The sequence below is a fragment of the Rhabdothermincola salaria genome (genome assembly GCF_021246445.1).
Lineage (GTDB): Bacteria > Actinomycetota > Acidimicrobiia > Acidimicrobiales > Acidimicrobilacustridaceae > Rhabdothermincola_A > Rhabdothermincola_A salaria.
The window spans coordinates 514,365-536,480 of sequence record NZ_JAJQXW010000002.1 but is presented as its reverse complement, the minus strand read 5'-3'; the positions used below and the strand labels follow the sequence as shown (position 1 = coordinate 536,480).

Genomic DNA, 22,116 nt, shown 5'->3' with positions numbered 1-22,116 from the left:
GAGACCGGGGAGCCTCCTCGTCGAGTCGGGACCTCAGCGCGAGAGGTAGCGGTGGGCCGCCTCGGTGCGCGACGACACCCCCAGCTTGCGGTAGACGCGGGACAGCTGGTTGGCCACCGTCTTCGGACTGAGGTGGAGTCGCCTGGCGATCTGGTGGTTCGTCGCCCCATGGCTGACCTCCACGAGGATCCGCAGCTCCGCGGGGGTCAGGGATGCCAGCCCGGGATCCTCCGCACGCCCGACCCCGTCGTCGACCTGCGCCTCCCAGGCGTCGGCCCCCAAGCGGCGGAACGCGTAGCGAGCCTCCATGGCCGCGGCGTCGGAATCGGCGACCCCTGAGCGCGAGCGCGCCCGGGCCAGATCGAGGAGGGCACGGGCGCGATCGAAGGCATCCACCGTCGCGTCGAACGTTCTCACCGCCTCCTCGAACGCCTCGACCGCGGCCCGGGGGTCGTCGCCCTGCGCGAGGAGTCCCCGGCAACGGGCGGCCGCCGCGCGCGTCCAGCGGGCGGTCCCGGGGGCCGCGGTCGCCTCGAGGAGGCCCACCGCCGCGGAGCGGGCGAGGTCGTCTCGTCCCAGGGCGATGTGGGTCTCGACCAGATCCGGAACCCAGCGGCCCAGGTTGGGGGACAGCGGCCCGGCCGCCTCCTCGAAGAAGCGGCACTCCTCGAGGTTCTCGCGCGCCGACAGGTGGTCCTGTCGCGCCAGCGCGGCCAGGCCGGCCGCTCCGAGCAGGAAGTACCGGGCGCCCGGCACCGAGAACTCGTCGGCGAGGCCGAACCCGGCGTCGAGATCGCCACGGGCGCCGGTCGCGTCGCCGCGGATCGCCCGGACCCGGGCCCGCAGGGCGTACCAGAAGGGAGCGAAAGCTCGCTGGCCGGTCGCCACGCTGAGCGCCAACGACTCGTCGAGGGCGGTGACGGCTTCGTCGTAGCGGCAGGACCGCACCAACACGTCTCCGAGCGTCCCGTAGGTCATGGCCAGCGAGGCGCGCGCCCCCTCGCCCCGCCCCCGGGCGATGAGCGCGGTCAGCATGTCGACCCCGGCAGGGCAACGTTCGGCCAGGCCCTGGGCTCGCCCCAGGTGGAGCCCGAGCTGCGGGTCGTGGTCCACCGCGGCGAGCGCGTCGAGCTCGGGCAGCCCGGCCACCAGCGGCGCGCCTCGGCCCTCGTCGAGCGACACCACCGCATGGGCGTGGATGACGGTCGCGACCTGGTGGGCGACGGAACCGGCGTCGAGGACGTCCATGGCCAGCGAGGCCTGGGCCTCGACCTCGCCGACGAGGCCGAGCATGCCCAGCGGCACCGCCATCGACGTGAGCACGGACCCCAGCTCCGCGCCCGTCGCCAGCGTGGCGCACTCGCGCAGACGCTGCCAGGCGCCGAAAGGGTCGCCCTGCAGCGCCTCGAGGCGCGCCAACTGCACCTCGGCGCCCACCGAACCCGGGCCGGGGACGGCCACGACCGCCTCCAGGTGCTCACGGGCGGCACTGGCCGCGCCGGACAGCGCGAGCACTTCGGAGGCCTCGACGCGCAGCACCCGGCGTCGGGCGTCGTCGCCGGTCAGCACCACTGCCCGTTCGAGCAGCCGGGCGGCGGCTTCGACGCCCCCTCGCTCACGCCACCCCTTCGCTGCGTCCACCAGGGCATCGACCAGGTCCTCGTCGGGACCGGCGACGGCGTGAGCTCGGTGCAGGAGACGGGTGCTGTCGGGGAGCGATGCCACGTCCGCCAACCGCCGGTTCAGGCTCCGTCGTCGATGATCGGACATCGCGGCGATGGCGGCCGACCGGACGAGCGGATGGGTGAAGACGAGCTTCCCGTCGACCAGCCGACCGAGGCCGCCGGCCTCGACCTCGCCCAGGGCCTCACCGGCCCGGCCGTCTGTGGCCGCCTCGATCGCGGTCCAGCCGCCGTCGGCGCTGACCGCCGCCAGCTCGACGAGGTCCCGGGCGGGCCGGGTGAGGCTCGCGAGCGGCCGCTCGAACGCCACCCGGAGGTCGCCGGCGATCGGGACCGGCTCGGGGAGCAGGCGGGTCCCGTCGAGGTGGGCGGGCTCGAGCAGGTTCGGCAACGTCCGCAGGGCGAGCGGGTTCCCCTGCGCCACCGCCAGCAACCGGCGTTCGACGTCGGGAGCGATCGAGCGACCGGCGCTCTCGCGCAGGAGCCGACGGGCCTGCGGTGTCGCGAGGGCGGACACCTCCATGGCCGGGAAGCCCTCGGTGAAGCGCAGCACCGGCTCGACCGGCCGACCGGCGACCACCGCGAGCAACCGCGGGGCCTGCACCCCGCGCAGGGCCAGGCTCAGGGCGGTTCGGCTCGCCGGGTCCAGATCGTGGACGTCGTCGACCAACAACGCGAGAGGGCGGCGGCGGCTCGCTCGCTCCAGTGCGTCACGCAGGCAGTGGCCCGCCGCCACCGGCTCGACCTCGTCGACTGAGAACGACTCCGCCTCACCCGGTTCGGCGGGGTCACCCAGGAGCTGTCGGCACAGGTCTTCGACAGCCGCCAGCGGGCGACACAGGTCGCCACCCCGACCGACCACCCACACCACGGGGGCCCGGTCGTCGCCCCCGACGTGGCGCGCCAGATGAGAGAGGAGTGTCGACTTGCCGATGGCGGCGCCGCCGAGGAGGGCGAGGGTCGTCCCCTCACCCCGTCGCGTTCGATCCCAGGCCATCTCCAAGGACCGGGTCAGCGACTCGCGTCCCACGAAGCCGGTGGACGAGCACGCCGAGCCCCCGGCCGCGGGTCCGGACCGCTGTGCCGTGTCGCTCACGGCGTCGATCGTCCCACACCGCCGACGCGTGCCCGACCGTCGGACGAGGACCTTTCCCTCCCCGGAATCGTTGCCCGGGTAGCGTCGGTCGCTCCTCGCACACACGGAGAGAGGTGGAGGCGTTGATCGCATTCCAGGGGTTCGAGGGACCAGGCGTCGTGCTGGGCCGTGCCCAAGAACTGAGCGGGCCGGTGCTGGCCGCGGTCGACGCCGGCACGGTGGTGCTGTGGGTGCTGCTCTTCCCCATCGCCGGCACTGCGGTCACCTGGCTCGGAGGTCGCCTCCTCGGGGCCCGTCGCGGCTGGCTGGCCCTGCTCGCGTCCGGTGTCGCCGGGTTCACCGTCGGGCTGGTGCTGGCCGGGGCCATGACCGACTGGCTGTGGCGCAGCTGGGAGATGGTCGGGCTCACCATGGTGTTCGGCACGCTGCTCACGATGGTCTTCGCGGTGGGACAGGACCTCATCGCGGCACCCGGCACCCTCGCCCAGGGCAACGCCGCCGGCCTCATCGCCATCGGGCGCAAGCGACGGATCTCGACCGCCTGGTCCCCCGTGAGCCGCTATCGCGAGCTCGTCGGGCTGGCCCGGCGCAACGGGTTGCTCTCGCGCCGCATCGACCTCACCGACCCGACGTCCGCCACGTGGATGGGTCCCGCGCTGCGGGCCACCCTCGAACAGGCCGGCGGGCTGTTCGTGAAGATCGGCCAGGTCGCCTCCACCCGCTCGGACCTGCTGCCCCCGGCGCTGTGCGACGAGCTGGCCCAGCTCCGCTCCGGCGCGGAGCCCGCCCCCACCGAGGTGGTCCGCCCCGAGGTCGAGGCCCACTTCGGCCGGCCGGTCGAGGAGGTGTTCCCCGGGTTCGTGTGGGAGCCCCTCGCCAGCGCCTCCATCGCCCAGGTCTACGCGGCCACCCTGCCCACCGGCGACGAGGTCGTGGTCAAGGTCCAACGCCCGGGCCTCGACACCCTGATCGAGCGCGACACCATCGCCCTCATGCAGCTGGCCGGGCTGTTGGAACGGCGCACCACGTTGGGGCTCAACCTCAGCCCCACCGGCCTGGCCGGCGAGTTCCTCGACGGCATCCGCGCCGAGCTGGACTTCACCGCCGAGGTGGCCAACGCCCTCGCCCTCGCCGCCGCCACCCCCGACGACTGCGGGGTCCGCATCCCGGCCGTGTACCCCACCATGAGCGACCGCACGCTGCTGGTCGAAGAGCGCGTCCACGGCTACTCCATCGACGACACCGCCGCCATGCGGGCCGCCGGCCACGACCCCGCCCTGCTGGCCCGTCGGCTGCTGTCCACCACCTTGCACCACCTGTTCCGAGCCGGCGTCTTCCACGCCGACCCGCACCCGGGCAACGTGCTCGTCGAGGACGACGGCACCATCGTCCTCATCGACCTGGGGGCCATGGGCCGCCTCACCAAGCAGCAGCGCGACGTGGTCATGCAGGTGCTGATCGGCGCCACCACCGGCGATCCGTCGTTGATGCGCCAGTCACTCGAGGCAGCCGGCGTGGTCGGCGACGGCGTCGACCTGGCCGCCCTCGACCGGTCCATCGACGAGTTCATCGCCGTGCACGCCGCTGGGGCCGGAGGGCTCGACGCCGGCTTGTTCGAGGACCTGCTGACCATGCTCGCCCGCTACGGCATGCAGCCTCCGCGCTGGATGGCATCGCTCGGCCGGATGTTCGTGACCCTGGAGGGCACGCTCACCACCGTCGACCCGTCGTTCTCGCTGGTCGATGCGGCGATGGACGAGGCCAAGGACATGCTGGGCCCCGACCTCGACGTCAGCTCGCTGCGCCGGGTGGCCGAGGCCGAGGCGCTCACCCAGCTCCCGCGCCTGCGTCGGCTGCCCCAACGCATCGACGACCTGCTCGGCCAGGCCGCGCAGGGGAGGCTCTCGTTGCGCATGTCGCTGCTCAACGACCAGCGCGACGTCGACACGATCACCTCGCTGGTGAACCGCACCGTTCTGGCGGTCCTGGCGGCGTCGCTCGGCATCGGCTCGGTGCTGTTGTTGAGCGTCGAGGGCGACGGCAAGGAGCTCGTGCTCGACGAGGTCCTGGGCTACATCGGCCTGGCCGTCGCCGCGGTGCTGACGCTGCGCATCGTGGCCGGCGTGCTCCGCGACGGTCGAACCTAGAAGAGGTTGGAGCTGCCTCCTGCGGGGCAGTGCCGATCCGGAGGCGCCCCTCGCGACCGATGGCACGGCACCGCTCGACGGTGCGTGGCATCGACGTCGCCCGTGAAGGCCGACGGTCTGCGGCGATGCCCCGATGGACAGAGGAGGCCGCAGGAGACCTCTCGGGGTCCACGCTCGATCTCGTGATCCGGATCCTCCGGTGGCCGCGGAGTGGGACCAAAGCCCCCCCCCAACACGGAGGATCACCCCATGAAGCGAAACGGTCTACGAATCGTCGGCGTCGCAGCCGCCCTGTCCCTGGTCGGCGCCGCGTGCGCCAGCGAGAGCGACGACGCCGCCAGCACCACCACCACGGTGGCCAGCGAGAGCAGCACCACGATGGACGGGATGGACATGGACGCCTTGCCCATGGGCATCGACACGGGTGCGTCGGAGTTGCGCAGCGCCCTCACCAACCTGCTCCAGGAGCACGTCTACCTGGCGGGCATCGCCATCAGCACCGCGGTGGGCGACGGCCTCGAGGCCCCCTCCACCACGGCCGCCGTCGAGACCCTCGACGCCAACTCGGTGGCCCTGTCCGAAGCCATCGCCGGCATCTACGGCGACGAAGCCGGAGAGCAGTTCCTCGCCCTGTGGCGTGACCACATCACCATGTTCGTCGACTACACCGCCGCCTCCGCCGGTGGCGACCAGGCTGCCGCCGACGAGGCCAAGGCCGAGCTCGACAGCTACAAGGACGAGTTCGCGGCGTTCATCGACAGCGCCACCGACGGCGAGCTCGCCGCCGAGACCACCTCCGAGAACCTGCAGATGCACATCGACACCCTCGTCGCCGCCATCGACGCCGTCGTCGCCGGCAGCCCCGAGGCCTTCGGCCTGCTGCAGACGGCCGCCGGGCACATGTCCACCACGGCTGCGGCCCTGTCCGGGGCGATCGTGACCCAGATGCCCGACGAGTTCGACGGTGAGGTCGACGCCCCCGCCGCCGAGCTGCGGGCCGGGCTGACCGCGCTGCTCCAGGAGCACGTCTACCTGGCGGGCATCGCCATCAGCACCGCGGTGGGCGACGGCCTCGAGGCCCCCTCCACCACGGCCGCCGTCGAGACCCTCGACGCCAACTCGGTGGCCCTGTCCGAAGCCATCGCCGGCATCTACGGCGACGAAGCCGGAGAGCAGTTCCTCGCCCTGTGGCGTGACCACATCACCATGTTCGTCGACTACACCGCCGCCTCCGCCGGTGGCGACCAGGCTGCCGCCGACGAGGCCAAGGCCGAGCTCGACAGCTACAAGGACGAGTTCGCGGCGTTCATCGACAGCGCCACCGACGGCGAGCTCGCCGCCGAGACCACCTCCGAGAACCTGCAGATGCACATCGACACCCTCGTCGCCGCCATCGACGCCCTCGTCGCCGGCAGCCCCGAGGTGTTCCCGGAGCTGCGGACCGCGGCGCAGCACATGCCCTCCACCGCCCAGGCCCTGTCCGGGGCGATCGTGGCCCAGATGCCCGACCAGTTCGGTAGCTGATGACGCCGCTGCTGAAGCGTTCGATGGCCGCGACCTTCCTGGTCGCGGCCATCGGCCTCGGTGGGTGCGCATCCGATGACGCCACCTCCACCGACGCCACCACCGGTGACGACTCGGCGACGACCGTCGCAGAGGTCACCATCGACACCTTCATCTTCAGCCCCGACCCGCTGGAGGTGGAGGCGGGCACCACCGTCACCTTCGAGAACCTCGACGACACCACCCACACGGTGACCGCAGGGACGAGGGACGAGCCCGCCGACGACTTCGACCACGATCTCGCCCAGGGCGAGAGCGTGGACGTCACCTTCGACGAGCCCGGCACCCATCCCTACTTCTGCGCCATCCACAGCGGCGAGGGCATGACCGGCGAGATCGTCGTGCAGTGACCTCTCCCGAACGCGACACCGCCGCCCCCTCGACGGGGGCGGCGGTCGTGGTGGAAGCCGGTCAGTCGCTCACCACTCGTGCATGAACTCCTGGACGACCCAGACCCGCCCGTCGGCGCTGACGTGCACGCCGGTGCCGATCTTGTTGTAGGTGCGGTCCACGATGTTGGCCTTGTGCGTCGGCGAGTTCATGAAGGCGTTGTGGACGCCCTCGATGCTGTAGGCCACACCGACGTTCTCGCCCAGCTTGGTCCAGGTGGTCGACCAGTTGGCATCGGCCAGCCGCGAGTGCGACAGACGGCCCTGGCTGGCCATGTGCCCGGCCCAGCCCTGAGCCTTCAGGTAGAGCATGGTGTTGAACTGCAGCGCCGGGAGGCCGTTGGAGGCCCTCGTCTGGTTGACCAGGTTGGCGGCGTGGTTGGCCTCGGGGGTGCACGCGGCACCCAGGCCGAGCAGCAGGGCCACGCCGGCCGCAGCAGCGGCGGTGCGGACGGTGCGGCGGTGCGGTGAGCGCTTCGTGGTGGTGGTGGTTGTGGGAGCAGCCATGACCGGCCTCCTCGGGCGGGATTCGGACTTCGTGTCCCGGGCCCTTGCGGCCCGTGGTGTACCTGAGGTATCGACACGATCCGTGGCGGCCTACACACGATCTGTGGGGCCTTTGGTCACATCCGCGATCGAGGGCATCGATCGGACCCGTCCGACGCACCGCCTGCACCCAGGTCCCCCGACGTCCGAGCCGGGGTAGGAGAGCGGCGTGCCACTCCCAGGAGGCCTCGTGGCGGACGCCCATCTCCCCTCAGCTCTGTCGGACCCGACGCGACCGTCGGCCCCGGCCCGACCGGCCCGCTTGCCTGCGCCCCGCGGACCGCTCACCGCCTCGCTGTTCGAGCTCTGGCTGGGCCACCCACCGAACGGCGCGCTCCCCCCGCTCCCCTCGCTCGCGGTCGACGACCCTCTGAGCGACGATGACCTGCAGCTCGCCCTCTACTGCTGCTGGGAGCTGTCCTACCGGGGCTTCGCCGGCGTGCACCCGGGGTGGGAGGAGAGCACCACGACCTTCGAGCTCCGGCGCGACCTCGGCGGACAGATCGAAGGGGCCCTGCGGGAGCTCACCGCCGCGGCCGGCACCGATCCGCTGCGCTACCTCGACGAGCTCACCAGCGGCGGCGACGGCCCCTCCCTGTCGGCCCACCTGCTGGCCGCCGAACGCCTCGACTGGTTCCTCGAGTTCCTGGCCCACCGGGCCCCCTACCAGTCCAAAGAGGCCGACCCCCACAGCTGGGGGTTGCCCCGGCTGGCCGGGCTGCCCAAGGCGGCCATGGTCGAGATCCAGAGCGACGAGTACGGGGAGGGGCGGCCCGGGCAGGCACACGCCGACCTCTTCGCCGCCACCCTGCGCTCCGCCGGCCTCGACGACGCCTACGGGGCCTGGGTCGACCACGTCCCCGCGGTCACCCTGGCCACGACCAACCTGATCTCGCACCTGGGTTCGGCCCGCCGGCTCGTCCCCGCCCTCGCCGGGCACCTGGCCCTGTTCGAGATGACGTCGGTCGGGCCCATGGGCCGCTACGCCGAGCTGTGCGACCGTCTGGCCCTCGGACCCGAGGCCCGACGCTTCTTCGACGTGCACGTCCAGGCCGACGACCACCACGGGCCCCTGGCCCGCAACCACCTCGTGGGGGGCCTCCTCGCCCAGGACCCCGGCTGCGGTGCCGAGATCGTCTTCGGCGCCGCCGCGCTCGACCTCGTCGAGCGCCGGCTGGCCGAGCACCTCCGAACCGCCTGGGACCGAGGCCGCTCGAGCTTGCGGATCCCGCTGGGAGCCCCTCACCGACACGGCTCCGGGCACCCGGAGGTCGCCGGTGCCGCCCGCGCCACCACGTTGGACCCGGGAGCCGCGGTCGCCGGGTCAGCCTGAACCCTCCGTCGCGGCCGGGTGCCGGTCGGGCGGTCGTGACCAGGTGCGGCCGGCTGGGCCCTGCGAGGCGCCGCGCCGCTGCTCGGGTCGCCCTGAGCCCCGGATCACTCGGAGGCGGCCAACAGGTGCAACACGACGGCGTCCGGCTTCGACTGTGCCAGGAAGGGCGCGGCCGTGCCGTGCAGGGTCATCGCCACATCGCTGTCCCGATCGTGGAGGCGCACCAGGCGGGAGAGCCCGAACTTGGTGATCTGCACCTCGGTCGACGAGCGCGGGAAGCTGGCCACCACCGGCTCGAGCTCGCCATCGGGGTCGCGGTTGAGCACGTGGATGGTGGACGGGGTGACCGCCACCAGCAGCTGCAGGGTGATGCCCTCGGCCTTGCAGGCCGCCAGCTTGGCCGCGTAGCCCCCCAGGGCAGCCCCGACCGCCATCCCGGCCGTGCCGGCCACGAGGTCACCCCCGAGGGCTCCGACCGTGCCGCCCCCGACCTGGGCCCACATCAGATCCTGCAGGCCGAACACCCCGGCCGCCAGCACCTCGTCGTCACCGGGGCGGGCCGCCGTCAGCACCCGGGTGGCCTCCGCGGCCAGGGCCGCTTCGTCGCCTCTCGACATCCGTCTCTCCGTTCGGATCGGGACCGGCTCGGCCGCCGGCGGGGGAGCGGCAGCCTGCCACGCGCCCGGCGTCGCGCGGCGCACGGTACGTCGAGGTCCGCCGCGCCGAGGACGACAGCGGGCGGCGTTAGCGTCGTCCGCCGTGCCCACCGATGCCCTCGCCGTCGACGCGACCGTCCCGTCCGGGCGCTCGGGTGACGTCCTCGCCCCTCGGCGGTGGGCCCGCCACGAGCGCACCGCGGCATGGATCGTGGCCCTGCTGGCCCTCGCCCCCTTGGCCGTCACGACGGCCGCGAGCATCGGCATCGACTGGCGGGCCGCCGGCGACTGGGCCGTCATCGAGCTGCGCACACGCGACGTCGGAACCACCCTCACCCCCCTGCTCGGCCCCTACTCCCGCTACGGGTGGAACCATCCCGGCCCCTGGTTCTTCTGGCTCCTGGCCGGCCCCTACCGCCTGCTCGGCTCGAACCCGTGGGGTCTGCTCACCGCCGCCGCCGCCGTCAACCTGGGCGCCGCCTCCGCCATGCTCTGGTTGGCCTGGCGTCGCGGCGGGCTGGCCGCCGTCGCCCTGCTCTCGGCCGGTGTCGCCGTGCTCGCCGCCAACCTCCCCGCCGGGCAGCTGTGGGACCCCTGGAACCCCTGGTTGACGCTGCTGCCCTTCGGCGTCGTCGTGGTGGCCACCTGGGCGGCGGTCGACGGCGACCGCGCCGGCTTGGCGATCGCCGTCGCCGCCGGTTCGTACATCGTGCAGGCCCACGTGGGCTTCGGGGTGCTGGTGGCCGGGCTCCTGGGCCTCGCCGTGGTGGCGACCGCGCGGCAGCGGCGCGGCGAGCGGTGGTGGGCGGTGCCCGCCCTGATCCTCGCGATCGCCTGGATCCCGGTGCTGCTCGACCAGCTCTTCGGCGTCGGCAACGCCGTCGACCTCGCCGAGCACTTCACCAGCGGCTCCGATGAGCCCCTCGGTTGGGGCCCGGCCGTCGAGATCACGAGCCGCGAGCTGGCCGGTTGGCGTCCGCCCTGGCTCGGCGGGGCTGAGCCCACCAACCCGGTGGGCGGCGGCACGCGGGGCCGAGAAGCGGTTGCCCTGCTGGGGCCGATCGCCGTCGCCGTCGCCACCGTCGCCCTCGCGGTCTGGCGGGAGTGCACCACCGCCCTGCGGTTGCTCGGCGTGGTCGCCCTCGCCACCCTGCTCGGCTGGGTGTCGGTCGCACGCCTCACCGGGGAGCCCTTCGACTACCTCCTTCGGTGGTGGTGGATCATCGCCATGCTCGGCACCGTGGCGGTGGCCCTCACGCTGTGGGGCGCCCTGCCCGACCGGTTCCGGGTACCGGTGGTGCTGGCCGCCGCCTCGCTGGTGGTCGTCGTCCCGGCCGGTCTGTCCACGGTGCGGGCCATCGACCGGGACGCCGTGCCCAACGGTGACTTCGTGCCGGCGATCCTCTCCGTGTCCGATCCCATGGTCGCGGCGCTCCGCGACGACGACGTCGACAGCGTCACCCTGTCGGGCACCGGGCCGCTCGCCGGGTGGCTCACCGACGCCGTCACCGCCGTCCTCGACGATGCCGGCATCGAGGTGCGCACCCCGCCCGAGCAGCGCCACAAGTTCGGAACCCAGCGCTCCGAGCCCGCGCCACCGGGCACCCCGGAGCTCGTCGTGGCCACCGGGCCCACCATCGACGAGGCCCTGGCCCGACCCGACGCCGTGGCCATCGCCCGATGGGATCCCCTCCCCCCGTCGTTGGCCGAAGAACGGGCGGAGGTCACCGCGACGCTGCGAGCCCAGTTGCTGGCGGCCGGGCGCGACGACCTGGTCGCCGTCCTCGACGACGGCAACGGCCTCTGGGAGGCGACCGTGACCCCCGGGGTCGACCCCGACCTGGTGGCGCGCCGGGACGAGCTGCAGCGCGACGGGGTGCCCCTCGCGATCGTGATGGTGCCCCCGGCCGGCGACTGAGCGCACCCGGCGCCCACCGCCCGCACCTCGGGCGACCACGACGCTCGGCACCGAGGGGCGCAGACCCGCGGAGCGGCCGGTTGACGCACCACGGCGCCGAACGAGGGAGAATGGTGAACAGAAGGTGTCGGAACCGCCACGGCTCGCCCGCACCGCACGTCGATCCACCATCCGCGCGAGGGCCTCTTGCTCGTCCGACTCCTCCGAACCCACCTGCGCCCGTACCGCCGGCTGCTGGTGCTGATCCTGCTCCTCCAGGCCGGGCAGGCCGCGGCCAACCTGTTCCTGCCCCGCATCAACGCGCTGATCATCGACGACGGCGTGCTGACCGGGGACACCGACTACATCTGGCGCATGGGCGGCTTGATGCTGGCCGTCTCGCTGGCCCAGATCGCGGTCTCGATCACCGCGGTGTTCGTGGGCGCCCGGGTGGCCATGGGCTTCGGGCGCGACGTGCGCCGCGACCTCTTCCACCGGGTCACGTCCTTCTCCCAACAAGAGGTCGACCTGCTCGGCGCCCCGTCGTTGATCAACCGCATCACCAACGACGTGCAACAGGTCCAGATGCTCGTGGTCATGACCATGACCATGGCGATCGGCGCCCCCATCATCGCCATCGGCGGCATCGTGATGGCCATCACGACCGACGTGGGCCTGTCGTCGCTGCTGATCGTCAGCATCCCGGCGCTGCTGGTGGTGCTGCTGTTCATCATCTCGCGCATGGTCCCGCAGTTCCGGCTCATGCAGACCCGCATCGACGGGGTGAACCGGGTGCTGCGCGAGCAGATCACCGGCATGCGGGTGGTGCGGGCCTTCGTGCGCGAGCCCGAGGAGTCGGCCCGCTTCGCCGACGTCAACGACAAGCTCACCCACACGTCGTTGATAGCCGGCCGGTTGATGGCGCTGATGTTCCCGGTGGTGATGCTGGTGGTCAACGCCTCCACGGTCGGGGTGATCTGGTTCGGGTCCATCCGGGTCGACTCGGGGGACCTCTCGCTCGGCGACATGATCGCCTTCATCAGCTACTTCACCATCATCTTGATGTCGATCATGATGGCGACGTTCGTGGCCCTGCTCGCCCCCCGAGCGGCCGTCAGCGCCGAGCGCATCGTCGAGGTCCTCGACACCGACACCTCGGTCCGCCAGGCCGCCGAGCCGGTCCGCCAACTCGACGAGCACGGCCTCGTCGAGTTCCGCGCCGTGAGCTTCTCCTATCCGGGCGCGGCCGAGCCCGTGGTCTCCGAGGTCAGCTTCCGCTCCCTGCCGGGCCGGACCACGGCGGTCATCGGCAGCACCGGCTCGGGCAAGAGCACGCTGCTCAACCTGGTCCCTCGCCTCTACGACGTCACCGGCGGCGCGGTGCTCCTCGACGGCGTGGACGTGCGCGACCTCGACACCCAGCTGCTCTGGGACCGGGTCGGCCTGGTGCCCCAGAAGCCCTTCCTCTTCTCGGGCACGGTGGCGTCGAACCTGCGCTACGGCAAGCCCGATGCCACCGACGACGAGATGTGGGCCGCGTTGGAGGTGGCCCAGGCCGCCGACTTCGTGGCGGCCATGGCCGGGGGCCTCGAGGCCCGCATCGCCCAGGGCGGCGGCAACGTCTCGGGCGGGCAACGCCAGCGTCTGGCCATCGCCCGGGCGCTCGTCCGCCGCCCCGAGGTCTACCTGTTCGACGACTCGTTCTCGGCCCTCGACCTGGCCACCGACGCCCGGCTGCGCGCCGCGTTGCGTCCCTGGACCCGGGACGCCACCGTGATCGTGGTGGCCCAACGGGTGTCCACCATCGCCGACGCCGACCAGATCCTGGTGCTGGAGGAGGGCCGCACGGTCGGGTTGGGGACCCACACCGAGCTCCTCGAGACCTGTCCGACCTACCAGGAGATCGTCGAGTCCCAGGCGGCACAGGGGGTGGGGGCATGAGCGGCGACGAGCCCGGCGTGAAGGCCCCACCGCCCACCGCAGGCGACAACTCCCCGCTGTCGCGCCCTCGGGGCGCGGGGGTCCCCGTGGAGGAGATCCGCGACTTCGGCTCGGCCACCCGACGCCTCTTCGGCCGCCTCCGACGCCAGCGCACCCCTCTCATGGTGATCTTCACCCTCACGGTGCTGGCCGTGGGCATGCAGGTCGTGGGGCCCCGCATCCTCGGCGCCGCCACCAACGTGCTGGTCGACGGCGTCACCGACCCCGATGGCGGCATCGACTGGGGAGCGTTGCACGCCTGGCTGGGCCTGGCGCTGGGTCTCTACATCGGCGCATCGGGCCTGAACTACCTGCAGGCGTGGTTGTTGGCCGGGGTCGTGCAGGGTGCGATGCGCGACCTGCGCACCGACGTCGAGCACAAGCTCGACCGGCTCCCCCTCTCCTACGTCGACCGCACGCCGCGCGGCGATCTCTTGAGCCGCGTCACCAACGACATCGACAACATCGCCCAGAGCCTCCAGCAGACGCTGAGCCAGATGGTCGTGGCCGTCCTCACGCTCGTCGGCGTGATCTCGATGATGGTCCTCATCTCGCCACTGCTGTCGCTGGTCGCCATCATCACCATCCCGGTGTCGATCGGCGTCGTGAAGTTCATCGCCGCCCGTTCGAAGAAGCGCTTCGTGCGCCAGTGGGGCCACACCGGCTCGCTCAACGCCCAGGTCGAGGAGTCGATCACCGGCCACGCCGTGGTGAAGGCCTTCGGCCGGGCCCCGGAGGTCGAGGAGCGCTTCCGCCAGACCAACGACGAGCTCTACCAGGCCAGCTGGAGCGCCCAGTTCATGGCCGGGATCATCCAGCCGATCATGTTCATGATCGGCAACCTCAACTTCGTGATCGTCGCCGTCCTCGGCGGGCTGCAGGTGGCGTCGGGCCAGCTCAGCCTGGGCGGCATCCAGGCCTTCATCCAGTACTCCCGCCAGTTCTCGATGCCGCTCACCCAGGTGGCCTCGATGTTCAACGTCTTCCAGTCGGGCATCGCGTCGGCCGAGCGCGTCTTCGACCTGCTCGACGCCGAGGAGCAGAGCTCCGACGCCACCGCTGAGCCGCTCGCCGGGCCGGTGCGGGGCCGGGTGGTGTTCGACGACGTGTCCTTCTCCTACCTGCCCGACACACCCCTCATCACCGAGCTCTCGCTGGTGGCCGAGCCGGGTCAGACGATCGCCATCGTCGGCCCCACCGGCGCCGGCAAGACCACCTTGGTCAACCTGCTCATGCGCTTCTACGAGCTCGACGGGGGCCACATCACCGTCGACGGGCGCGACATCGCCGGCATGCGCCGCCACGACCTGCGCTCGCAGTTCGGGATGGTCCTGCAGGACACCTGGCTCTTCGGCGGCACCATCCGCGAGAACATCCGCTACGGCAACCCGGCGGCCACCGACGACCAGGTGCTCGAAGCCGCCCGCGCCACCTACGTCGATCGCTTCGTCGGCTCGCTCCCCGACGGCTACGACACCATCCTCGACGACCAGCACGGCAGCGTGAGCGCGGGAGAGAAGCAGCTCATCACCATCGCTCGGGCGTTCCTGGCCGATCCCGCCATCCTCATCCTCGACGAGGCCACCTCCTCGGTCGACACCCGCACCGAGGTCCTCATCCAGCACGCCATGGCCGCCCTGCGCTCGGATCGCACCAGCTTCGTGATCGCCCATCGCCTGTCCACCATCCGCGACGCCGATGCCATCTTGGTCATGGAGGACGGCCGCATCGTCGAACAGGGCGACCACGACGAGCTGCTGGCCCGCGAGGGGGCCTACGCCACGTTGTTCATGGCTCAGTTCGCGGCGGCCGTCACCGACGTCGACGCCGACTGACCGTCGCGGCGCCGGGGCCGGCGTCGCCACGCCGCCACGAGCGCGCCCTCGACCCGTCCGGCACCGACGAACGCCGCCCAGCCGGCGGCGAGGCCGAGCCCGGTCAGCACCCATGGCCCGACGTCGCCGCGCAGCTCGCGCAGCACGGCGAAGTGCACCAGGTAGATGTAGAGCGACGCAGCCGCCACGGCAGCCACGAGGCGGTCGAGGCCCCGCAGGACCGGCAGGTGGGGCACCCAGATGAGGGCGAGCACCCCGACCAGCACCACGGCGTCGTGCTCCACGCCGTAGAAGAACCCGCTGATCGACCACCAGGCGATGGCGCTGAGGGCCAGTCGAGACCACAGGCGGGACGTCCGCTGGGCGGCCCATCCGAGCGCGAAGCACCACACCAGGGTGTCGGTCATGTGCATCGCCTCGACGTGACGGTCGAAGGTGGCCTCGACGGCGAACCGCAACGCCAGGCCGGCCGCCAGCACCCCGAAGGCGAAGGCCTCGGGGTGACGCCGTTCGAGCGCCCGCACCCGAGCGAAGGCGAAGACCAAGGTGAGCACCACGAGCAGCTGCAGGAGCACCTCGACGTACCAGTAGACCCAGAACCCGCTGCCCAGGTAGTTGTTGGCGAAGAACAGCCTCGACGGCCGGAAGGCCTCCGCATAGGTGACCTGGAACGCGGCCCAGAGCCCGACGGGCACCGCGATGCGGGCGATGCTGGCCAGGGCCTTGCGGGTGGGATGGGTCACCTCGACGGCCGGGAGGCGGAAGCGGGCGAAGTTGAACCCGGCGATCACCAACAGCACGTGGGCTCCGCCGAGCACGAGGTAGCTGCCGGCGTGCGAGCCCACGACCAGTGCGATGGACAGGGCCCGGAGCACCACGTTGGTCTCCATGGCGTGGAACCAGCGCGGCCCCGTGGCCGGCTCGGCCCCCGCGCCGATGGCCTCGAGCTCGGCCACCGGCAGGAGGTGCCACGCCTCGGGGAGACGGCCGAGGGCGCCCTCGAGGGCGACCGACACCTCCACGTAGCTGAGGGAGTCGCCGCCGAGGGCGACGAACGTGTCGTCGGGGCCGATGTCGTCGGGGCGCAGGTCGAGGGCCTCGGCGAGGACGGCGCGCACCGCGGTGGCCGCCGACGGCGAGGTCGCACCGGTTCCGGCCGCCGATTGCTCGGGCTCGACCGCCGGTCGGGCGGCGGCCCGGGCCCGGATGCCGACGTGATCGGGCTTGCCGTTCGCCAGGCGGGGGAGCTCGTCGACGACCCAGGCCGTGACCGCCGAGCGGGGCAGGCCGACCTCGGTGACGACCGTGGCGACCGCTGCTCGGGCCTGGGCCTCGCAACCACCTTCGAGGGCGATCACCAGCCCGTCGTCGTCGCCGGTGCAGACCGCCGACAGACCGGCGTCGGCCAGGAGCCGCTCGACGCGATCGAGGTCCACGCGCAGCCCGAAGAGCTTCAGGAAGCGGCTGGCCCGCCCGGTGATGCGATAGAGGCCGTCGTCGCCGAGCCGGGCCAGGTCGCCGGTGCGCAGCTCGTCGAGCTCGGGGCCTCGGGCCAGGTCGGCCGGGGTCTCGGCGTAGCCCATCATGACGTTGGGGCCTCGGTAGACGAGCTCACCGCTGGGCGACGCCTCGTCCGGCCCCGACGTCTCGTTGGGCCCAGCTGGGTCCTCGGCGCCGGGCTCGAGGTGGAACGAGCCGCCGGGGACGGCGATACCGATGGCGTCGGGTGCGGTGGTGGCCAGCTCGGGCGGCAGGTAGGCCATGCGGGCCGTGGCCTCGGTCTGGCCGTACATGACGAAGAGCTCGAACCCCCGGCGCCGGCCCAGCTCGGCGTAGGCCCGCACCTTCTCGGGGCTCATGCGGCCCCCCGCCTGGGTGAGGTACCGCAGGTGGCCGAGGTCCATGTCGGCGAAGCCCACCCGGTCGAGCATGTCGAACGTGTAGGGCACCCCCGCCAGGCCGGTCACGCGTGCCTCGCGGGCCTGGGCCCAGAAGCACGGATCGGTGACGGAGAGGTCGGTGAGGGCCACCGCGCCCCCGACCAGGAGGTGGCTGTGCAGGACCGAGAGCCCGTAGCAGTAGTGCAGCGGCAGCGAGGTGATCGACCGGTCGTCCGGCCCGAGGCGCAGGTACCGGGCGATCGACGCGGCGTTGGCCTCGAGGTTGGTGTGGCTGAGGCGGACCAGCTTCGGGGAGCCGGTGGACCCGGAGGTGGTGAGCAGCAGCGCCAGGTCCGGGTGCAGCTGGTGCTCGACGCCCGCACGCTCGGTCGGCGCCCACTGCGCGGCGGCGACGGCCCCCACGTCCGGCTCCCACACCGCCGCGAGCGGCTCGACCCGGTCCGGCGGCGCCAGCAGCACCGGGTGACCACCGGCCAGGGCGGCCAGGTAGGTGACCACGGCACCGAGGTGGTTGCCGCCCTCCACCAGGACGACGCGACGCGCTGCTCCCAGCTCGTCCGCGACCGCGGCCACCCGCTCGGCGAGCTCCACGTAGCGAACCGGCCCGTCCGCGGTGAACAGGGCCGGGCGGTTCCCGTGATCGGCCAGGGACGCGGCGAAACGCACCGGCCGCCGGGTCCGCACGTCTGTCGCCACTGGGGGTGTCACCGCAACCGTCGTCTCCCTGGCACCACCGACCCATGGGCGCCTACGGAAAGATGTTAGGTAGACCTATCCAATTTCGCCAAGTGTGGCGACGACGGTGGCCTTGCTCCCCCTGACATCGCGGCGGACGGGGCCCCACTGGGTGAGAACGGGACCCTCGGCCCTTGTGACATCGGTGACATGGCCGCAGCATCGAGGGGTGGCCGACAACCTCAGCGCCCTCGACGCCAGCTTCCTCGCCGCCGAACGGCCGGAGGTGCCGTTGCACATCGGCGGCGTGGCCCGCTTCGAGGGCGGCCCCCTCCTCGACGACGACGGCCGGTTGCGCCTCGACGACATCCGGGCGGTGGTCGAGGCCCACCTGGCGGCCATCCCCCGCTTCCGGCAACGCCTCCGCCCTGCCGCCGGCGGGCTCGGACTGCCCCGCTGGTGCGACGACGACGGCTTCGACATCACCGAACACGTCCGCACCCGCCGGGTGCCGGCACCCGGCCTCGAGGACGACCTCCACCGCCTGGCCATGGCGCTGCAGGCCCAGCCGTTGCCACGCGATCGTCCCCTCTGGGAGCTGACCTTCGTCGACGGGCTGGCCGACGGCTCGGTGGCGCTCGTCGACAAGGCCCACCACGCGCTGGTCGACGGCGTCTCCGGCTCGGAGTCGTTCATCACCATGCTCGACCGCGACCCGGCAGCACCCCCAGCCGTGCCGGCCCCGTGGGCACCCAGCCCGGCCCCGGCCACCGCCCACCGGCTGCTCGACGAGCTCCGCCGAGCCGCCCGCCTGCCGGTCGACGCCGCCCGGGGCACCGTCGACCTGGTGCGCGACCCGGCCGCCCTCGCCGCTCTCCTGGGCACTGCGGCCGAGACGTTGCGCACCCGGCGTCCTGCGCCCCGGTGCTCGCTCAACGCGGCAGTCGGTGCCCGGCGGGACCACCGGGTGGTGCGCTGGTCGCTGGCCGATGCCAAGCACATCGCCCACGCCACGGGCACGACGGTGAACGACGTGGCCCTCACCGCGGTGACCGGCGGCCTGCGAGCCCTGCTGGCCGGCCGGGGCGAGCTGGCCGGCCTCGACCACCTCACGGCCCTGGTCCCGGTGTCCACCCGGGGCGCCGACGAGATGCTCGGACTGGGCAACCGCGTGAGCGGCGTGCTGGCCACCCTCCCGCTCACCCACGTCGACCCCCTCGAGTGCCTGCGCCAGGTCCGGGCGGACATGGACGCCCACAAGGAGGGCCATGAGGTCGAGCTGTTCGCGGCGCTGCTCGGCACCGCTGATTGGCTCCCGCTGCCGTTGGTCACCGTGCTGAGCGAGCTGACCGTGAACCGCCAGCCCGTCGTCAACCTCGTCGTCACCAACGTGCGCGGCTCGCCCACGCCGCTCTACCTGCGTGGCGCCCGGATGCTCGAGTTCCAGCCCTACGTGCCGCTCGGGGCCAACACCACCGTGGGCGTGGCCATCTTGTCCTACGACGGCCAGCTCGACGTCGGCGTCACCGTCGACCCCGACGCCTGCCCGGACGCCGCCGTGCTCGTCGACGGGATCGAGGCGGCTTTCGCGGCCCTGCTCGACTCGACGGGCTGATCCGTCACCGACCGGCCGCGGTGGGGTTCACCCCGGCGAGGGCGTCGAGCACCTCGCCGATGTCGGGGTTGACCAGCACCGAGCCACCCACCACCACGGTGGGCACGGTCTCGGAACCGATGCGGTCGTTCAGGAAGCGACGGGCCTCGTCGTCGTCCCAGATGTTGCGCACCACCGGGTCGAGGTCGCGCGTCTGGAGCTGGCGGAAGAGCCGGGAGCAGAACCCGCAGCCGGGGCGCCAGTAGACGGTGAACTCGGGCGCGGCAGGGTTGGTCTCGCTCATGGGTCCTGCAACCCCACGGTCCCGCCGACCCTTCCCGGAGGCCGGGACCTAACCCCATGACGTCGGGCACACCGACGGCCGGGCCGGCTCAGGTGCCCGCCGGCCGGTCGCCGATGACCCCGGCCTCGGTGAGACGGCCCAGCTCGGCGTCGTCGAGGCCCAGGAGGCCGCCGAGGATCTCGGAGTTGTGCTCCCCCATGGTCGGTGCCGGCCGGGTGATCCAGTGGCCGACCCCGGACATGCGAAACGGCATGGAGAAGAGCTCGAGGCTGCCCTGGGTGACGTGGGGGACGGTCTCGATGAAGCCCCGGTCGACCAGGTGGGGGTGGGTGTGCACCGATCGCGGGTCGGCCAGGGTGGCCGCGGGCACGCCCGCCGCCACCAACTCGTCGACCGCCACCGCCGAGGGGCGGGTCTCGATCCACGCCCGGAGGCCTTCGTCGAGCTCGTCGTGGCGGGCCCGCCGGCCGGCGAGCGTGGCCAACGCTGCGTCGGTCGCCCAGTCGTCGCGACCGATCAGACGGCACAGGGTCGACCACTGCTCGTCGGTGGCGACGGACACCGCCACCCAGTCCTCGCCGCCGGGAGTGTCGGACCGGCCGTGGTCGGCACCGGGGTAGATGCCCTGTGGGGCGCAGTGCGGCGACCGGTTGCCCTCCCGACCGAGCAGACCTCCGTTGCTGGTGTACTCGACGACCTGTTCGGCGGTGAGGTTGAGCGCCCCTTCGATCAGCGGCACCTCGACCAGCAGGCCCTCCCCGGTCTGCTCCCGGCGAGCGAGCGCAGCCAGGGTGGCGAAGGCGGCATGGGCCCCACCGAGCGGATCGCACGGCCCGCGCGGGACGAGAGGCTCGGCGTCGGGATGACCGGTGACAGTGGCCATGCCCGACATCTGCTCCATGTTCTGGGCGAAGCCCAGACGTTCGGCCCAGGGGCCGTCGAGACCGAAGGCCGGCATCCGCACCATGATCGCCCGGGGGTTCAGCGCGTGGACCACGTCCCACCCGAGGCCGAACTTGGGCATGACGCGCGGCGTGTAGTTCTCGACCACCACATCGGCCCACTCGATGAGGCGCTCGGCCAGGGCCACGCCCTCCGGGTCGCCGAGATCGAGGGTGATGCCCCGCTTGTCGGTGTTGATGGTGAGGTAGAACGAGCTGAGCTCCCACCACCGCTCGCGGTCGAGGAACATCACCGCGGCGGCGTAGCGCATCGGATCGGGGTGGGCGATCGACTCGACGTGCACGACGTCGGCCCCGAGGGCGCCGAGCAGCTGGGTGTTCGAGGGACCGGCCCACCAGAAGGTGACGTCGAGGACCTTGAGGCCCTCGAGGGGGAGCCGCGCCGGGCCGTCGGGCTCGGTCGGCTCCGGTCGGTCCCGGTCGGCCACGGCTCCGTCGTCGGCTCCCACGCCCGGAACCGGTCGACCGGTGGGCGGTCGTTCGCCGTCGAACAGGTAGTGGGGGCTCGGCGCCCGGAAGTCGCCGTTCGCCGAGGGGCGGAAGAAGTCACGAGCGACGAGCTGCTCCTCGTCGAGGATCGTGCGGGCGTCGTTCACCCGCGCCGCAGGCACCCGGAGGGCGGCGGCGGCATCGAGCACCTCGGCCGTGGTGCGCACCGAGGTCCACTCGTTGACCCAGCTCTCGAAGGTCGCCCGGTCGGCCATGCGCTGGGCGGCGTTCACGAAACCGTCGTCGATGAGCTCGGGGCGCTCGATGAGGCGGAGGAAGGCCTCGGCGTGGTTGGGTCCGTTGGTGTTGAACCCCACCCACCCGTCGGCCGTGGGGTGGATGGACGGCGTCTCCACGTTGCGGGGGACCATGGGCGGGACCATGCCCATGATCGAGAACATGGGATCGGCGAACAGGTTGGTGGAAAGGGTCATGGCCTCCACCCAGGAGGCGTCGATCACCGCGCCCTCCCCGGTGCGGCGGGCCTCCCCGATCGCGGCGAGGGCGGCCGGCGCGCCGTAGAGCCCGCCCGCCCACTCGGCGATGCGGCCCCCGGCCTGGACGGGGGGTCGCTCGGGGGCGCCCCGCGCCGCCAGCGACCCGCACTCGGCCTGCACCGTGAACTCGGTGGCCGGGCGCGATGCATAGGGGCCGGTGCGGCCGTAGGGCGTCACGGTGAGCACGACGAGGTGCGGGTGGCGGGACCGCACGGCCTCGACGTCGACCTCGCCACCATCGATGAAGAGGTCGGCCGAGGCCAACAGGTCCTCCACCCCGGGGTCGCCGACAGCGCCCACGACCGACCGCTTGCCGGCCGCCAGGTGCTGGAACAGGGCGCCGTCGGCGCTCCCCAGCTCGGCGCCCGTGGCCGACCACCGCCGCAGCGGGTCGCCGCCCTCGGGCTCCACCTTGATCACCTCGGCCCCGGCATCGGCGAACAGCTTCCCGGCGTAGCCGCCGGCGATGCCGAGCGCCCCCTCGACGACCCGCAGATGCCCGAGCGGCGCCGCCGCTCCCGATGGCCAGGTCGTGCCCTTGGTGGTGTCGCCCACGTGGTCCCCCTTCGC

Annotated in this window: 14 protein-coding genes; 8 read left to right on the top strand and 6 right to left on the bottom strand. The window is 72.7% G+C overall.

The features are described from left to right. Positions 1 to 33: 33 nt before the first annotated feature. Entirely contained in the window at positions 34 to 2,778 is a 2,745-nt protein-coding gene (locus tag LUW87_RS11700) for an AAA family ATPase (protein ID WP_232671356.1), read from the bottom strand. 122 nt (positions 2,779 to 2,900) lie between these two features. On the opposite strand from LUW87_RS11700, the gene LUW87_RS11695 reads away from it, so the two are divergent. The 3 genes from LUW87_RS11695 (at position 2,901) to LUW87_RS11685 (ending at position 6,838) form a co-directional block, all read left to right on the top strand. Then, a complete protein-coding gene (locus LUW87_RS11695; protein ID WP_232671355.1) occupies positions 2,901 to 4,925 on the top strand; it encodes an ABC1 kinase family protein in 2,025 nt (674 codons plus the stop codon). Positions 4,926 to 5,174: 249 nt separating this feature from the next. Beyond that, positions 5,175 to 6,449, top strand: a complete 1,275-nt coding sequence (locus LUW87_RS11690) for a hypothetical protein (RefSeq protein WP_232671354.1) — start codon at positions 5,175 to 5,177, stop codon at positions 6,447 to 6,449. Further along, positions 6,449 to 6,838 (top strand): cupredoxin domain-containing protein, encoded by a 390-nt coding sequence (locus LUW87_RS11685; protein ID WP_232671353.1) that lies wholly within the window; start codon positions 6,449 to 6,451, stop codon positions 6,836 to 6,838. Before LUW87_RS11690 ends, LUW87_RS11685 begins: the two co-directional genes overlap by 1 nt. A gap of 69 nt (positions 6,839 to 6,907) precedes the next feature. Here the strand turns inward: LUW87_RS11685 and LUW87_RS11680 are convergent, their stop codons facing one another. After that, positions 6,908 to 7,384: a CAP domain-containing protein gene (locus LUW87_RS11680; protein WP_232671352.1), complete on the bottom strand. Its 477-nt coding sequence runs from the start codon at positions 7,382 to 7,384 to the stop codon at positions 6,908 to 6,910. A gap of 301 nt (positions 7,385 to 7,685) precedes the next feature. On the opposite strand from LUW87_RS11680, the gene LUW87_RS11675 reads away from it, so the two are divergent. After that, positions 7,686 to 8,756, top strand: a complete 1,071-nt coding sequence (locus LUW87_RS11675; RefSeq protein WP_232671351.1) for an iron-containing redox enzyme family protein — start codon at positions 7,686 to 7,688, stop codon at positions 8,754 to 8,756. Positions 8,757 to 8,860: 104 nt separating this feature from the next. Here LUW87_RS11675 and LUW87_RS11670 read toward each other — a convergent pair whose 3' ends face one another. Further along, a complete protein-coding gene (locus LUW87_RS11670) occupies positions 8,861 to 9,373 on the bottom strand; it encodes a hypothetical protein (RefSeq protein ID WP_232671350.1) in 513 nt (170 codons plus the stop codon). A gap of 142 nt (positions 9,374 to 9,515) precedes the next feature. On the opposite strand from LUW87_RS11670, the gene LUW87_RS11665 reads away from it, so the two are divergent. The 3 genes from LUW87_RS11665 (at position 9,516) to LUW87_RS11655 (ending at position 15,124) form a co-directional block, all read left to right on the top strand. Further along, on the top strand, positions 9,516 to 11,330 hold the full coding sequence (locus tag LUW87_RS11665) for a hypothetical protein (RefSeq protein WP_232671349.1): 1,815 nt from the start codon (positions 9,516 to 9,518) through the stop codon (positions 11,328 to 11,330). A gap of 186 nt (positions 11,331 to 11,516) precedes the next feature. After that, complete coding sequence (locus LUW87_RS11660) at positions 11,517 to 13,250, top strand: ABC transporter ATP-binding protein (protein ID WP_232671348.1); 1,734 nt, start codon at positions 11,517 to 11,519, stop codon at positions 13,248 to 13,250. Next, the gene (locus LUW87_RS11655; RefSeq protein WP_283251055.1) at positions 13,247 to 15,124 is read left to right on the top strand and encodes an ABC transporter ATP-binding protein; all 1,878 of its coding nucleotides are present in this window, start codon (positions 13,247 to 13,249) and stop codon (positions 15,122 to 15,124) included. Before LUW87_RS11660 ends, LUW87_RS11655 begins: the two co-directional genes overlap by 4 nt. Here LUW87_RS11655 and LUW87_RS11650 read toward each other — a convergent pair. Beyond that, complete coding sequence (locus LUW87_RS11650; protein ID WP_232671347.1) at positions 15,085 to 17,691, bottom strand: AMP-binding protein; 2,607 nt, start codon at positions 17,689 to 17,691, stop codon at positions 15,085 to 15,087. The genes LUW87_RS11655 and LUW87_RS11650 overlap by 40 nt on opposite strands. Positions 17,692 to 17,929: 238 nt before the next feature. On the opposite strand from LUW87_RS11650, the gene LUW87_RS11645 reads away from it, so the two are divergent. Then, entirely contained in the window at positions 17,930 to 19,315 is a 1,386-nt protein-coding gene (locus LUW87_RS11645; RefSeq protein WP_232671346.1) for a wax ester/triacylglycerol synthase family O-acyltransferase, read from the top strand. 4 nt (positions 19,316 to 19,319) lie between these two features. On the opposite strand, the gene LUW87_RS11640 is transcribed toward LUW87_RS11645, so the two are convergent. Continuing rightward, positions 19,320 to 19,598, bottom strand: coding sequence for a glutaredoxin family protein (locus LUW87_RS11640; protein ID WP_232671345.1), 279 nt, complete (start codon positions 19,596 to 19,598; stop codon positions 19,320 to 19,322). An 88-nt stretch (positions 19,599 to 19,686) separates the two neighbouring features. Next, positions 19,687 to 22,101, bottom strand: coding sequence for a CaiB/BaiF CoA transferase family protein (locus LUW87_RS11635; protein ID WP_232671344.1), 2,415 nt, complete (start codon positions 22,099 to 22,101; stop codon positions 19,687 to 19,689). Positions 22,102 to 22,116 lie beyond the last annotated feature (15 nt).